Annotated in this window: 8 protein-coding genes; 1 reads left to right on the top strand and 7 read right to left on the bottom strand. The window is 70.2% G+C overall.

What is annotated here, in order from left to right; all coding sequences use genetic code 11:
* Positions 1-30 precede the first annotated feature (30 nt).
* The 6 genes from ACWDR4_RS28065 to ACWDR4_RS28040 all read right to left on the bottom strand — a co-directional run bounded on the left by ACWDR4_RS28065 (position 31) and on the right by ACWDR4_RS28040 (position 10,433).
* On the bottom strand, positions 31-2,322 hold the full coding sequence (locus ACWDR4_RS28065) for a glycosyl hydrolase family 95 catalytic domain-containing protein (RefSeq protein ID WP_450412845.1): 2,292 nt from the start codon (positions 2,320-2,322) through the stop codon (positions 31-33).
* A complete protein-coding gene (locus ACWDR4_RS28060; RefSeq protein WP_450412843.1) occupies positions 2,319-4,283 on the bottom strand; it encodes a beta-galactosidase in 1,965 nt (654 codons plus the stop codon). Before ACWDR4_RS28060 ends, ACWDR4_RS28065 begins: the two co-directional genes overlap by 4 nt.
* Positions 4,283-6,502 carry a 1,4-beta-glucanase gene (locus ACWDR4_RS28055; RefSeq protein WP_450412841.1) on the bottom strand — a complete coding sequence of 740 codons (2,220 nt, stop codon included), beginning with the start codon at positions 6,500-6,502 and terminating at the stop codon, positions 4,283-4,285. The genes ACWDR4_RS28060 and ACWDR4_RS28055 overlap by 1 nt, the downstream gene beginning before the upstream one ends.
* Positions 6,503-6,640: 138 nt before the next feature.
* Entirely contained in the window at positions 6,641-7,600 is a 960-nt protein-coding gene (locus ACWDR4_RS28050) for a carbohydrate ABC transporter permease (protein WP_450412839.1), read from the bottom strand.
* A complete protein-coding gene (locus tag ACWDR4_RS28045; RefSeq protein WP_450412837.1) occupies positions 7,597-8,721 on the bottom strand; it encodes an ABC transporter permease in 1,125 nt (374 codons plus the stop codon). Before ACWDR4_RS28045 ends, ACWDR4_RS28050 begins: the two co-directional genes overlap by 4 nt.
* A gap of 26 nt (positions 8,722-8,747) precedes the next feature.
* The gene (locus ACWDR4_RS28040) at positions 8,748-10,433 is read right to left on the bottom strand and encodes an extracellular solute-binding protein (protein WP_450412835.1); all 1,686 of its coding nucleotides are present in this window, start codon (positions 10,431-10,433) and stop codon (positions 8,748-8,750) included.
* Positions 10,434-10,847: 414 nt separating this feature from the next.
* Here ACWDR4_RS28040 and ACWDR4_RS28035 point away from each other — a divergent pair, with 414 nt between their 5' ends.
* Positions 10,848-13,730, top strand: a complete 2,883-nt coding sequence (locus ACWDR4_RS28035; RefSeq protein WP_450412833.1) for a glycoside hydrolase family 3 C-terminal domain-containing protein — start codon at positions 10,848-10,850, stop codon at positions 13,728-13,730.
* 145 nt (positions 13,731-13,875) lie between these two features.
* Here ACWDR4_RS28035 and ACWDR4_RS28030 read toward each other — a convergent pair whose 3' ends face one another.
* Positions 13,876-15,333: an aldehyde dehydrogenase family protein gene (locus tag ACWDR4_RS28030; RefSeq protein ID WP_450412831.1), complete on the bottom strand. Its 1,458-nt coding sequence runs from the start codon at positions 15,331-15,333 to the stop codon at positions 13,876-13,878.
* Positions 15,334-15,537 lie beyond the last annotated feature (204 nt).

Below are 15,537 nucleotides of genomic sequence, written 5' to 3'. Positions count from 1 at the left end.
TGTTGTCGGCTGCGCTGTTCCTTGGTGCGGTTACCGCGGCCCCAGTTCGAGGACGCGGTCTTCTCCGGCGACGAGGTCGAGCGTGCGTGCGCCGGAGGAAGTCCTGAGGTCGATGCGGTGGGTCCGGGTGGGGCGTACGACGGCCCGGCCCCGCCCCGGTCCCCAGTCGAGGTCCACCTCCGCGCCGAACCGCGTCTGTACGCCCCGGAGTTGGCCGGTCGGGCAGGCCGCCGGGAGCGCGGGCAGGAGGACCAGCCGGTCGGGGGTCGACTGGATGAGCGCCTCGATGAGCACCGCCGGCAGGGTGTGCGCGGCGTCCGCGTTGTAGACGTCCCGTTCCGGGTAGTGCGCGCTCATCAGGGAGGGGTGGAAGAAGTCGCCGTCGAGCACCTGGCCGAGGGCGTGGGTGACCCGTTCGCCGTCGCGGAGGCGGGCCGCGATCAGGGCGTGGTGCAGATGGCCGTGGGCCGAGTCGTTCTCGGCGCCCCGGAGTTGGAGGGCGCGGTACGCGGCTGCGGCGAGGTCGGGGGTGTCGTACGGGTTGATCTCGTCGAGCGGCCAGACACCGTAGAGATGGCTGAGGTGGCGGTGGTCGTAGGTGTCGTCCAGTCCCGGCCAGGCCCATTCGGCGAGCGCGCCGTCGGCGTTGATCCGGTGGGGCGGGAGCCGGCCGGCGAGGGCACGCCAGCGATCCGCCCGTTCCGGGTGGTACCTGGCGGCGGTGAGCAGGGCGTGCCGGGCCGCCGAGAGGTCCATCGCCGCGTTGATCGCGCCCCAGCTCGCGTTGGCCGGACGGTTCTCGGGCGAGTACGAGGGGACGACAACGAGGTGGCCGTCAGTGTCGGTCCGGGTGAGGAAGTCCTCGTAGAACAGGGCGACTTCGGCGAGGGCGTGTGCGGTGCGCGCGTCCTGCTCGCCGCGGGTGTCGTCGTGGTCGACGAGCGGCTTGAGCAGCCAGTCGGCGCCGGCCGTCCAGAGGTGCAGCGGATACTCGCGGCTGAAGTGGTACGTCAGCCCGGACTCGCCGTCGGTGTGCGCGGGCGCCATGACACCCCGCGCGCCGAAGACGGTGCGGGCGTTCTCGCGCCAGTCGTCGAGCTGACTATGGATCAGGGAGGCGAGCGCTTCCGTGACTTCGGGGAGGGCACCGGCCGCAGCCGATGCGGTCTGGAGGTTGACGTTGGCGTCGTTGGTGAACGCTCCCGCCCACGCCGTGCCCCAGTCGCCGGTCCACAGGCCGACCAGGCGGGGCGGGAACATCCCGCTGGCGGAGAGCAGGTGATAGCGGCCGGCGGCGAAGAGGCGTTCCAGGAGGGCGGGGCTCTTGGTGCGGGTGAGCAACTCGGCGCCGGACAGGGCGCGTTCGGCGTCGTCGGCGGCGAGGTCGAGGGTGACGCGGTCGTAGGCGGTGCGGTGGAGGGGGGTGTGGCGGGCGAGGAGGCGGTCGTACGTCCGCTCTCCCGACGGCTGCTCGTCGTCCGCGTCCGGGAGCAGTTCACGCAGGGCGCGAGTGTGCTCCGCCGTGTCCAGTTCGCCGACGTGCCGGACGACTCGCGTCAGCAGCAGCACGGACTCCGCGCCCTCGACCCGGACGCCGGGCGGGGTGAGGGTCGTACCGCCGCCGGTGGGGACGACGAGGGTCACCCCGGTGTACGCGCGGTCGCTGTCGGGGTAGCGGGCGCGGAGGGTGAGCAGGGCGCCCTCGGGGGTGCGCACCACGCTCTGGCCGACGCCCAACTCGGCCGGGGCTCCCGGGAGTCGGTGGTCGAGGTCGATGTCGAGGGTGAGGCCGGGGGCAGTGCCGGCTTTGGTGCGGGTGCCGCCGGTGACGTACTGGACGATGACGTCGTCCGCGCGGGACACGACGACCCGGCTGTGCCAGCCCTCGCACGCGGCCTCGGTGACCCCGGTGGTGAAGTCGACGGATCGCCGGTAGTCCCGCTGCTCCCCCTTGGGCGCGCCTCCCCTCAGCCGGACCTGGAACGCCGGGTGGAAGGGCTGCACCCATTGCAGCTCCCGCCCGTCGGTGAAGCTCTCGGCGGCCGTGGTGTCCCCGGCCAGCAACCGGTCCTGGAGGGCGGACAGTTGATCCGCGAGCTGTGGTGGTCGTGCGTGCTCGCTGCCGTTCGGGCGGACGAGGGTGTGGTGCGTGACGACGACACGGTCACTGTCCGGGTCGCCGAACACCAAGGCGCCATGGCGGCCGTTGCCGCTCAGGTAGCCGTCCTCCCAGCGGGCGGCGGGGCGTGGCTCCCAAGTGCCGTGGACGGGTCCGCCGGTTCGTGGTTCCCGGGTGCCTTGGACGGGTCCGCCGGTCGTCATGGCTTCAGCACCGCCACTCCGTACCGGCCGAGCCGGATCGCGTCCGTGACGGTGTCCCCGGTCAGCAAGTCCCGGTGCACGCCGGGCACTTGGACGGTCACGGGGTCGGTGCCGTGGTTGAGGAGGAAGAGCAACTCACCTCGCCGGACCACCTCGACCCGGTCGGGCAGCCCCTCCAGCACCGGCCGGACGTCCGCGTCGGCGCCGATCCGGGCGAGGAGATCCCGGAGCGCGTCGGGCTCGGGGAGCGTGGAAACGTACCAGGCGCGCCCCTTGCGCAGCACCGCCGGGAGCCCGTCGAGCTCGCCGCCCTTGTAGGGGGTGACCTCGTCGGCGCCGTCGGCCTCCAGCTCCTCGGACCACAACTGGCCCCGGAAGCCGTCCACTTCGACGGTCTCACCGGCGTCCAGCGGCCACCACTCGTGCAGGGTGCGCAGCCCGAACAGCTCGCGCAGCCGCGCGTCCATGCCGCCGGGGCGTACCCGGTCGTCCTCGTCGGCGACTCCGGTCAGGAAGCCGCAGACGAGGGTGCCGCCGTCGCGTACGTACGCGACGAGGTTGTCGATCGCCGCGTCCGTGAGCAGGTACAACTGCGGTACGACGACGAGCCGGTAGGCCGAGAGGTCGTGCTCGGGGTGGGCGAAGTCCGTCGCGAGGTGCGCTTCCCACAGGGCCCGGTGCCAGGCCCGTACGACCTGCGGGTGATCCACCTCGGAGGAGAGCCGCCCGTCCTGGGCACCGCCCCACCAGGCGTGCCAGTCATGAAGCACGGCGATGTCGTTGCCGGTGTGACTGTCCGTCACCTCACCGCTGATGGCGGCGAGTTCGGCGCCGAGCTGCTTGACCTCCTGGAACGTGCGCCCCTGCTCACCCGCGTGGCTGACCATGCCGGAGTGGAACTTCTCGGCGCCCTGCCGGGACTGGCGCCACTGGAAGTAGCAGACGGCGTCGGCGCCGCGTGCCACCGCCTGGAGCGACCAGAGCCGGTTGAGGCCGCGCGGCTTGGGATGGTTGACGCCCCGCCAGTTGACCGGACCGGCCGCCTGCTCCATCAGCATCCACGGACCGCGCGCCTGCGAACGCGTCATGTCCTGTACGAGCGCGCCCTGTTGGGCACCGAACGGGTCGCGGGGATCGGGGTAGATGTCGACGGAGACGACGTCCTCCTCCTCGGCCCAGCGCCAGGCGTCCTGCCCCGCCCACATCGGCATGAAGTTGGTGGTGACCGGGAGGTGCGGGGTGTGGCGGCGGACGATGTCACGTTCGGCGAGGTAGCACTCCAGGAGCGCGTCGGACGTGAAGCGCTTGAAGTCCAGTACCTGGGTGGGGTTGCGCATGTAGTGCGGGAGACGCGGCGGCAGGATCTCGTACCAGTCGCCGTAGCCCTGGCTCCAGAAGGCCGTACCCCAGGCGGTGTTGAGGGCGTCCAGCGTGCCGTACTTCTCCTGGAGCCAGCGGCGGAAGGCGGCGGCCGACTCGTCGCCCCAGTCGTAGGTGCAGTACTCGTTGTTGATGTGCCACATGGTGAGGGCGGGGTGGCCGCCGTAGCGGGCGGCCAGGTCCTCGGTGATGGCGGCGGCGTAGCGGCGGTAGGCGGCGCTGGAGTGCGCGAAGTGCTGGCGCCCGCCCCACCATTCGATCCGGCCGTCCTCGGCGACGGGCAGGGTCTCCGGGTGCAGCCGGCCCATCCAGGGCGGCGGCGAGGAGGTGGGCGTGGCGAGGACGACACCGATGCCGTTGTCGTGCATCAGGTCCATCAGCCGGTCCAGCCAGCCGAACTCCCGTGCCCCGGGCCGGGGTTCGAGCTTCGCCCAGGAGAAGACGCCGAGGGTGACGGAGTTGACGCCGGCGTCCTTCATCAGCCGGACGTCCTCGGGCCAGGTCTCCTCGGGCCACTGCTCGGGGTTGTAGTCGCCGCCGAAGAGGATGCGCCCCCGGGTGGCGTCGCTGAGGTTCGGCATCAGACCGGCTCCCCGTACTGGATGCCCCGCCCGTTGGTCGCGAGGTAGACGCGGCCGTGGATGCGCGGGTCGCCGGTGATCACCTCGCCGGTCCACCCCCACTGATGGGCGTCGTCGTTGATCCGCGTCCAGGTCTTCGCCTCGTCGTCGGAGCGGTAGACGGCGGTGATGGTCTCGGTGGAGCCGACCAGGTAGATCGCCGGGTAGGCGGCGCCCTCGGCGGCGCGTCCGAACCCGAGGGTGTACGAGGCCCAGCAGCTGGCGACCTTGGTGAAGGTGACGCCGCCGTCGGTGGACCGGTGGAGCCCGTTCCACTTGACGCTCAGCCACAGGTCACCGGACCTGCCGGGGGCCGCGACCAGCTCGAACTGGCTGTCGCCGGAGGGCAGCCCGCCCGCACGCGCAGTGAACGAGAGGCCACTGTCAGTGCTGGCGTACAGCGTTCCTGTGTCGGTGTCGTATGCGTAGAAGAGCGTCGGGTCGGCCGGGTCGGCGACCGGCGTGGCGCCCTTCGGAACGGAGGAGATCTCGGACCAGGTCGTGCCGTTGTCCGTGGAGCGGTGGGCTGGGTACTTCGTGCCGTCCCAGTGCACGAAGGTCCACAGCAGCACGCTGCCGTCGGCGTTGGTGGCGATCGGCCCCGGTGCGTTCTTGGCGATGTCGGGCTGGGCAGCGAAGGGCGCCCAGCTCCGCCCGCCGTCGTTCGAGAAGGCGCCGTTGCCGTTGTCGCCCCACCCCGTCCGGACGACGTACGACGGCTTGGCCGCGGCCTGGGCGAGTCCCGTCGCCGACCCGAACACGGGGTTCGACGCCATGCCGCGCGACGGAGACGCCGTGAGCCGCTCGTGGTACATCACGCCGATGTCCCCGAGTCCGCTGAGCAGGTGCGCCTCCCCGACCGGGGGCGAGATCAGCTGGCGCACGGACGTCTCCTCCAGGCCGCGGATCTGCGGGGCCCAGTACTTGAGGTCACGGGTGCCGTAGAGGGTCGCGCCGGTCCCGTACACCACGTGCTTGGAGTCGTACGGATCGATGGCGAGAGCCTGGATCCACCAGCCGAACTTCGGCTTGTCACCACCCCACTTGAGGAAAGGAGTCTCGGACACGTCGAACACAGCAGCGTCCTTGAGGGACGTCCAGGTACGGCCGCCGTCCGTGGAGCGGAACAGGGTGTCGATGTCGGCCCAGCGGTTGTTGGTGGAGACGACGACGGTGCCGGCCCGGCAGGCGTCGACGGCGACTCCGCCATAGGCGAAGGTGTCGGCGGAGCCGTCGGCGGTGGTCCCGCCCGGCTCGACCGGGGTCACGTCCGTCCAACGGCCACTCGTGGTGCGCAGCTTGTGCACGCTGCCGTCGGACTGGCCGTTGGGCCCGGGCGCGTTGCCGTACGTCACGTACAGGTCGCGGGTGTGCCGGTCGTAGGCGGCGCGGATCGGGACCTTGGCGGAGGTCGCGCCGACGGGCTGCCCGGGCACCGCTTCCCAGGTCGTGCCGTCGGAGGTGCGGTACAGGTTGGCCGTACCGGCGGTCCCGTTGCCGTCACCGTCGCCCCACCCGGCGTAGACGGCACGGCCGACGGCGACCAGGAAGGTGACGCCCTGCCCGGTCGCGCTAGGGACGGCCGGGAAGGCGCTGTCGGCTGCCCAAGTAGCGCCTCGATCCGTCGACTTGAGCAGCCCGTCGTGCCGGGTGCCCAGCCACAGGGTGTCGCTGTCACGCGGGTCGACGAGCAGCCGCTCACCAGCACCGCGCCCGTCCTCGTTGGCCCCGAGCTTCACGCCCAGATCGGTACGCGCCCAGGTCGCCCCCCGGTCCTCGGACCGCAGAACGGCACCGTTTCCGGCCCACGACTGGGCGTAGGCACCGAGGGACAGATACACCCGGTCGGGGTGCGCCGGGTCGACGGCGATGGCCTCCACCCCGAGCAGATTCCAGTCGTCCCACCCGAGATGATCGGTGAGCGCGATCCACCGCCCGGCCCGCTCGTCCCACCGATAAGCACCGCCGATGTCGGTACGGGCATAGGCGAGACCGCGGACGGAGGGGTGGAAGAGCACGCCGGTGACGAATCCGGTGCCGCCGATGACGGCGGTACGCCACCGATAGGCGGGAGCAGCTGCTGCCTGGGCCGCCGTACCGGAGAGAGGTACAGCGGAGACCGCAGCAACGGCAGCGGTAGCAGCAAGAACGGCACGTCTACTAGGCCGCAACGAAGACATGACTTACCTCGATCTGAAAAGAGAGGGGGAGGAAAACGCGCCCGATAGGGGCGCGGGGAACTGCGCGATCAACCACAACGCACCCGCAGCCACCAACGAACCGCAAGAGGCACCCCGGTCCGTGAAGAAAACCGACCGTCAGCCCTTGATCGCCCCGGTCAACATGCCCTTCTTGAAGTGCCGCTGCACAAACGGCGACAACACAGCCACCGGCACCAACGCCAACGTCATGACAGCCATCTGCACGGCAAGGGCGGAAAGCTGCCCCGTCTTGATCGCCTGCCCCATCCCCACCGGAGGTTCCTGCTTCTGCACCAGCTGGATCATCACGTTCTGCAGCGGCATCATGTCCTGGTCGCTCAGATAGATCGACGCGTTGAACCAGGCACTCCAGTAACCGACCGCGTAGAACAGCGTGATGACGGCGATGACGGCCCGGGACAGCGGCATCACGATCGTCCACAGGATCCGCCAGTCACCGGCCCCGTCGATACGCGCGCTGTCGATGAGTTCCGGCGATATCCCCATGAAGAACCCGCGCAGGACCAGGATGTTGAAGACGCTGATCGCGCTGGGCAGGATCAGTGCGAGGTACGTGTCGGTCAGGCCCAGGGACTGCACGAGCAGATAGGTCGGGATGAGGCCGGCGCCGAAGAACATCGTCGCGAGGAACGTCATCAGGATCCAGCGGTGGCCCACCGAGCCGACGCGGGAGAGGCCGTACGCCGCGAGGATCGACACCGTCATGGAGAACAGCGTGCCGACGAGGGTGACGCCCAGGCTGACGATGCTGGCCCGGGTGACCTGGCCGCCGCTCAGCAGTTCCTGGTAGGCGATGAAGGTGATGCCCTTGGGGATCATCACGAGACCGCCGGCCTCGGTGATGGTCTGTTTCGTGGACAGGCTGGTGACGACGACGATCCACAGCGGGAAGAGGACCCCGAGGCAGGCGCCCACCAGGACGATGCCCTTGCCGGCGAGCCCGGCCTTGCTGGGTTCGTCCTCCCAGGCGGGACGGGGCGGGGCGGCCCAGCGGCTCGGGGCCGCCGTACTCCGCCCGGTTGCGGCACGGGGACGTTCATCGGTCGTGGCGCTCACTTCTTGTACACCCCCTGCTCGCCCATGAGATGGGCCACCTTGTTCGCCGCGAGGACCAGACCGAGACTCACCACACCCTTGACCAGGCCCGCGGCGGCGGCGTAGCTGAAGTCCTGGTTGCGTACGCCGTTCCACCACACGAAGGTGTCGAGGACCTCCGCCGCGCCCGGTCCGACCGCGTCGCGCTGGAGCAGGATCTGTTCGAAGCCGACCGTGAGGGCGTCACCGACGCGGAGCACCAGCAGCAGGGCGATCACCGGGCGCAGCGCGGGCAGCGTGACGTGCCACATGCGGCGCCAGCGGCCGGCGCCGTCCATCGCGGCGGCCTCGTACAGGTCGGGGCTCACGGAGGCCAGCGCGGCGAGGAAGACGATGATGCCCCAGCCGGCGTCCTTCCAGACGCCCTCCGCCGTGACCAGGAACTTGAAGATCCCGGGGTCGGTCATGAGGTCGAAGCCCTCGTACCCGTGCTGTCGCAGGGTCTGCGCGATGATGCCGGCGCCGCCGAAGATCTGCTGGAAGACGGTGATGACCAGCACCCAGGAGAAGAAGTGCGGCAGATAGAGGATCGCCTGGGAGACCGCCCGGATCCGGGGCCTGATCACGCTGTTGATGAGCAGCGCGAGCAGGATCGGGATGGGGAAGAAGAGGAGCAGCTGGAGGGAGAAGAGGACGAGCGTGTTCTGTACGGCGTCCCAGAACGCGGAGTCCTCGAAGATCCGCTGGAACTGTTCGAGGCCGACCCAGGGGCTGTGGAAGATCGCGACGAAGCCGTTGTCGCTGACGTAGGGGTCGTACTCCTGGAAGGCGACGACGTTGCCCAGGATCGGGATGTAGTTGAAGACCAGGACCAGCGCGAGCGCGGGCACGGTCATCAGCAGGAGCGTACGGTCGCGTCTGAGCCGTAGCCGCAGGCGCAGCTTGCCCGAGGGGCGAGCGGGCCCGGGTGCGCCGGATGCACCGGACCCGGCGGAAGCGTCACCGGACGTCTCCGAAGTCCCGGCCTGCTTCCCGATCCCGATCACCTTCCCGGCCGTCGTCCGGGCCGCCGACCGGGCCGTCCTCTGCTTCTTCTGGTTCTCTGCCTCGGAACCGCCGCGAGGCACCGTGCTGTGGGACACGGCCGTCTCCTTGCCTCAGCTCCGGGTCACTTCGCCGCGCCGTTGGTGTCCAGCAGCTTCTGGTACCAGTCGCGCAGCTGGTCGCCGCCCTGGCTCTTCCAGTCGGACACCGCCTGCTGCATGTCGCTGATCTTCTTGCGGCCGCGGACGATGTCGTCCTCCAGCTGCTCGAAGTCGTTGGAGAGGTTGGTCCAGCGGGTCGGCTCGACGACCTGCATGCCGAAGAACGGCGTCTTCTTCGTGAACGCGCCCATCCGCTGCTGCCACTCGACCTGCGCCTTGGCGATGTCCGGGAAGTCGGGGTGGGCGATGGTCGAGGCGGGGCTGGCGACCATCACGAAGGCGTTGGTGACCTCCTGGTTGCCCTTGTCGTTCTTCGTGGGCACCCCGTCCTTCACCGAGTAATGCGTGCCCTCCACCCCGTAGTTGGTGAGCATGTACTCCTTGGTGCCGTACGGGGCCGCGGTCACGTTGGCGACGGCGAGGACGTCACGGATCGTCTTCTCGGAGGCCTTCTTGCTGACGAAGGCGAAGATGCCGGCGGGCTGGACGGCGTACAGGGTGGGGTCTCCGCCGTCGTGGCCGAAGATGTCCATGCCCCCGATGCGGAACTCCTTGTTCTGGGTGGCCTGTTCGGCCGTCTTGCCCCACCACGTCGAGATGTCGTTGTTGAAGATGAGGACCTCGCCCGAGGTGAAGCGCAGGCCCGAGTCGCCCTGGTTCTGCGCCTTGGCGTCGGGGTGGACGACGTCGGCGGCGTACAACTTCCGCGTCCACTCCAGGGCTTCGAGGTACTCGGGGGTCTCGACGCGGTAGACCAGCTTGCCGTCGACGAGGTTCCAGCCGAGGGACTTCTCACCACCGGAGAGCACCCCGAAGACGTTGAACGCCGTCCACTTCATGTCGTCGCACGCCCAGACCTTGGCCTTGGCGTTGGTGATCTCCTTGGCCAGCGCGAGGAACTCGTCGGCGGACGTGGGGAGTTCGTAGCCCTTCGCCTCGAAGATGTCCTGGCGGTAGTACGGCACGATGTTCACGACGTACGAGGCCGGCATGGGCAGTCCACGCAGGGCGCCGCCGAAGATCGAGCGCTGCCAGGCCTCCGTCGGGATGGCCGCGAGGTTCGGGAACTCCTTGACCGCGTCGCCGGAGAGGTACGGGCCGAGGTCGGCGAACTTGCTGTTGATGGCGCTGGGTATCTTGCCGCCCATGTTCCAGCCGGGGATGACGACGACATCCGGGATGTCGCTGGAGGCGAGGACCGCGCCGAGCTTCTCGTCGTAGGTGTTGCCGTCCTGGTTCTGCCAGGAGACGTCGACGCCGGTCAGGGCGTTCATCGCCGAGTAGTACGGGTTGTCGCCCTTCGGCGGGGTGCCCCAGAACGGCGACATGATCTTGACGCTGCCGCCCTTGCCGAGCTTCTGCGGCACCGAGGTCTTGAGGGTGGCCAGGTCCAGCTTGCTGCTGAAGCCGATCGACGAGCCGTTCTTCGACGGGATGTCGGGCGTCACCACGTTCTGCGCCACGAAGGTCGGGAGGATCTTCTTCGCGTCCTTGCCCGAGGTGGTGCCGTCCTTGGAACCGCCGCCGGAGCCACCGCAGGCGGCGAGCAGCGGCATCCCGCCCGCCACCGCGGCGGCGGCGACCGCCGTGGAGGCGAGGAAGCTTCTCCGGCTCGGTGCGGAGGAGGCGGAGGAGGCATTCGGCGTCATTGCGTCAACCCTTCATGGCGCACCAGGACACCCGGCGGTGGAGCCGTCGGCTGCGGTGTCTTGTGTGTTACTGGCGTGACTGGCCGAGACGAAGGAGTCCTCGGATGACTGCGGAGGACTGCTCTTCCCGGATGGCGTTCCAGGAGGGGCTCCCGGTGGCTCCCAGTTAGTCGAAGCGCTTCGATGTTGCTGCGAGGTTAAGTGAACACCTGAGGGTGCACAAGGGTCGGCCCCAAGATTCCTCCGAGGTGTGAGGCCCTGCCCGGCGGTCCGAACCACCCCCGTATGCCGCTTGACATCACGGGAGGGAAACGGAGTTGTTGCGCCTGGGTCTCTTGACACCCACCCCCACGTCGAATGAGCATCGAAGCGCTTCGAAAGTGCCGCGCCGCTCCATCGCAAAGGGAATCCCACGTGACCGCACAAACGCCGTCTTCGCCGCCATTCCGCGATCCGCAGCTGCCGACCGCGAAGCGCATCGACGATCTGCTGTCGCGCCTGACCCTCGACGAACGGGTCGCTTTCCTGCACCAGTTCGCGCCCGCCGTCGAGCGCCTCGGCATCGCCGCCTTCCGCACCGGCCAGGAGGCGCTGCACGGCGTGGCGTGGATGGGCCCGGCGACCGTCTTCCCGCAGGCGGTCGGTCTCGGCGCGACCTGGAACGAGGAACTCGTGCACCGCGTCGGCGAGGCGGTGTCCAAGGAGGTCCGCGCGATGCGCGCCCGCGACGACCGCGTCGGCCTCAACGTCTGGGCGCCCACGGTCAATCTGCTGCGCCACCCGCTGTGGGGCCGCAACGAGGAGGGCTACTCGGAGGACCCGAAGCTGACCTCGGCGATCGCCACCGCGTACACGCGCGGCCTGCGCGGCGACCATCCCGCGTACTGGCGTACGGCCCCGGTCCTCAAGCACTGGCTGGCCCACAACAACGAGACGAACCGCGACACGACCTCCTCCTCGGTCCGCCCGCGCGTCCTGCACGAGTACGACCTGCGCGCCTTCCGCGAGACGGTCGAGGCGGGTGCGGTGGCCGGGGTGATGCCCGCGTACAACCTGGTCAACGGCCGCCCCAACCATGTCTCGCCGCTCCTGGGCGAGCATCTGCGCGCCTGGACGGACGCCGATCTGCTGGTCTGCTCGGACGCCGCCGCGCCCTCCAACCTGGTCGACTCGGAGCACTACTTCGACACCCACGAGGAGGCGACGGCCGCCGCGCTGATCGCCGGCGTGGACAGCTTCACGGACCACGGAACGGACTCCACGAAAATCATCGCCCGCGTCCAAGGAGCCCTGTCCCAGGGCCTGTTGACGGAGGCGGACATCGACAGGGCGGTCCGCCGCCAGCTCTCGGTCCGCTTCCGCCTGGGCGAGTTCGACCCGCAGTACGACCCGTACGCCGACACCAAGGACTTCGACACCCCGGCCCACCGCGCCCTCGCCCAGGAGGCGGCGGAGCAGGCGATCGTCCTGCTGAAGAACGACGGCACGCTCCCCCTGGCCGCCGACACCCGGATCGCGGTCGTCGGCCTGCTCGCCGACGAGTGCAAGGCCGACTGGTACAGCGGCACTCTCATCCACCGCTCGACACCGCTGGAGGCCCTGTACGAGCGCTTCGGCGCCGAGCGCGTCGAGTTCGCCGAGGGCGTGGACCGCGTACGGCTGCGGACGTCGGCCGGTACGTTCCTGCACGTACCGCCCGCCGAGGACGCGCCGGACGTCGCCCGGGGCGCCGAGGGCGCGCTGGACCCGGCCCTCCTCGCGGGCCGCACCGACCTGCCCCCGCTCACCGCCGAGGCCGAGGGCACCGAGTTCGCGCTGATCGACTGGGGCGAGGGGGTCCTGACGCTGCGGGCCCCCGACGGCCGGTATCTCTCGGTCGCGGAGGACGGCTACGTACGGGCATCGGCGGACCAGCCCGGCGGCTGGGTGGTCCAGGAAACATTCCGCCTGGAGCCCCACAACTCCCCTAATTCGTCTCAAAACCACCACCTCCTCAGGCATGTCGGTACGGGTCGTTACGTCTCCGTCGCCGCCGACGGCGTAAAGGTTGCCGACGAGGCCGACGAGAAGGAGAGGTCTCCGGAGATCTTCAACCTGATCGTCACCGAGCAGGGTGAGGAGTCGGTGAAGAGAGTGGCCGCGCGGGCGGACGTGGTCGTGGTGGTCGCGGGCAACGACCCGCACATCAACGGCCGCGAGACGGAGGACCGCACGACGCTCCACCTCCCCGCCCACCAGCAGCGCCTGCTGACGGCGGCCCGCGAGGCGAACCCGCGAACGATCCTGACCCTGACCTCGGCATACCCGTACGCGGTGGACGTCACGGACCTCCCGGCGGCCCTGTGGACCGCGCACGGCGGCCAGGCGGCGGGCACGGCGCTGGCCCGCGTCCTGGCGGGCGACGTCTCACCGGCGGGCCGCCTCCCCCAGACCTGGTACGCGGACGACGCCGACCTCCCCGACCTGCTCGACTACGACGTGATCGGCGCCCAGCAGACGTACCTCTACTTCGAGGGCACCCCCCTGTTCCCCTTCGGCCACGGCCTGTCGTACGCGACGTTCGCGTACGGCGACCTGACGGCCGAGACGGCGGACGACGAGACGACCCTGCGGGTGTCGTTCACGGTCACCAACACCGGGGAGGTCACGGCGGACGAGGTGGCGCAGCTGTACACGAAGGCGCCGGACTCGCCGGTCGCCCGCCCGCGCCGGGAGCTGGTGGCCCACCGCCGAATCACCCTGTCACCGGGAGAATCGGCGGCCATGTCCTTCGAACTCCCGCTCAGCTGCCTGGAGTTCTGGGACGTGGCGGTGGGCGGCCGGCGCCTCGCCCCGGGCTCGTACGAACTCCTGGCGGGCACGTCGAGCGAGGACATCCGCGCTCGTACGACGGTCCAGGTGACCGGCACGCCGTCGACGCCCCGTCCGGTCCGCCAACTCGGCCTGGCGGCGGCCGACTTCGACGAGCAGAGCGGCGCCGGGATCGTCGACCGTACGAAGGTGTCGGGCGACGCGGTGACGCCCACGGGGAACGGAGAGGCCGAACTCCTCTACCGGGACTGCGACTTCGGGGCGGGGGTCACGGCGGTCACGGTGACGACGGCGGGCGAGGGAGCCGTGGAGGTGGAGGTCGTACTCGACGACCGCGCGGTGGTGGCCGCACTGACACCGACGCCGACCGAGGGCCCGTACGACTACACGACGGGGCGGGCGGCGCTCACGATCGACGGCGTGCGCGACGTACGTGTCAGGCTGCGCGGCCCGTTGCGACTGGCGCACGTCGGCTTCTCCGGCTGAGGCCTGTCCGGAGCGGTCGGCACATGGAAAGGGGCATGGAAGAGGGCATGGAAGGGGCCCGGCACCGGAAGGCATCGGTGCCGGGCCCTTTCTTGACGGCGCGTTCGCGTCATCGGTGAGTGTATGTGAAAACGGTTCCCATTAGCTAGAGGGCAAGGCCGGTCAGTACGAGGACACGCTCGTACGTGTAGTCGTCCATCGCGAACTTGACGCCCTCGCGGCCGACACCGGACTGCTTGGCACCGCCGTACGGCATCTGGTCGGCGCGGTAGGAGGGCACGTCGCCGATGACGACACCGCCGACCTCCAGGGCGCGGTGGGCACGGAAGGCGGCCTGGAGGTCATGGGTGAACACCCCTGCCTGGAGGCCGTACTTGGAGTCGTTGGCGGCGGCGAAGGCCGCGGTCTCGCCGTCCACCTTCTGCACGGTGAGGACCGGCCCGAAGACCTCCTCGCAGGAGATCGTGGCGTCGGCGGGTACGTCGGTGAGGACGGTCGGCGCGTAGGAGGCACCGTCACGCTTGCCACCGGCGAGAAGGTTGGCGCCGGCCTTCACGGCCTCGTCGACCCACGTCTCGACCCGCTTGGCGGCGTCCTCGCTGACCAGCGGCCCGACGTCGGTGGCGCCGTCGGCCGGGTCGCCGGTCACCTGGGCCTCGACGGCGGCGACGATCCGGGGCAGCAGACGGTCGTACACGGAGGCGTCCGCGATGACCCGCTGCACGGAGATGCAGGACTGGCCGCCCTGGTAGTTGGAGAACGTGGCGATACGCGTCGCCGCCCAGTCGAGGTCGGCGTCGGAGGCGTAGTCGGCGAGGACGACCGCCGCGCCGTTGCCGCCGAGTTCGAGGGTGCAGTGCTTGCGCGGCACGGAGTCCATGATCGCGTAGCCGACCTTCTCCGAGCCGGTGAAGGAGATCACGGGCAGGCGCGGGTCCTGTACGAGGGCGGGCATGCGGTCGTTGGCGACCGGGAGGATGCTCCAGGAGCCGGCGGGCAGATCGGTCTCGGCGAGGAGTTCGCCGATGACGAGGCCGGAGAGGGGGGTGGCGGGGGCCGGCTTCAGGATGATGGGGGCGCCGGCGGCGATGGCGGGGGCGATCTTGTGGGCGCAGAGGTTGAGGGGGAAGTTGAAGGGGGCGATGCCGAGGACTACGCCCTTCGGGAAGCGGCGCGTGAGGGCGAGGCGGCCCTGTCCGCCGAGGTCGGTGTCGAGGCGCTGGGCCTCGCCGCCGTTGAAGCGCCGGGCTTCCTCGGCGGCGAACCGGAACACGGAGACGGCGCGGCCGACCTCGCCTCGGGCCCACTTGATCGGCTTGCCGTTCTCGGCGGAGATGAGCTGCGCGATGTCTTCCGTGCGCTCGACGAGGCGGCGGCTGACGTGGTCGAGGGCGGCGGCGCGGACGTGGGCCGGGGTGGCGGCGAACTCGTCGCGGACGGCGTGGGCTGCGGCGACGGCTTCCTCGACCTGGGCCTCGGTCGGCACGCCGACCTTGCCGACGAGGCGTCCGTCCCAGGGGGAGGTGACGTCGAAGGTGGTCTCGCCGGCGGCCTGACGGCCGGCGAGCCAGAAGGCGTGGGTGACGGGCGGCGTGGAGGTCATGGGTACACGGTAGGGCGGGGAGGGGGTGGGGTTGTTTGTCCGGGGTGGAGTGGTGGGGGTGGCTGGTAGGACGGTTTGGCGTGGTGTTTCTTCGCCCCCGCCGCCCCTACCCGTCCCATCCTCGGGGGCTCCGCCCCCGAACCCCCGCATCGCGCTGAACGCGCTCGTCCTCAAACGCCGGACGGGCTGGATGGTGCCAGCCTG

The sequence above is a fragment of the Streptomyces sp. NPDC000878 genome, assembly GCF_053599695.1.
The sequence above is the reverse complement of the archived record's forward strand: the minus strand, read 5'-3'. Positions and strand labels throughout refer to the sequence as shown.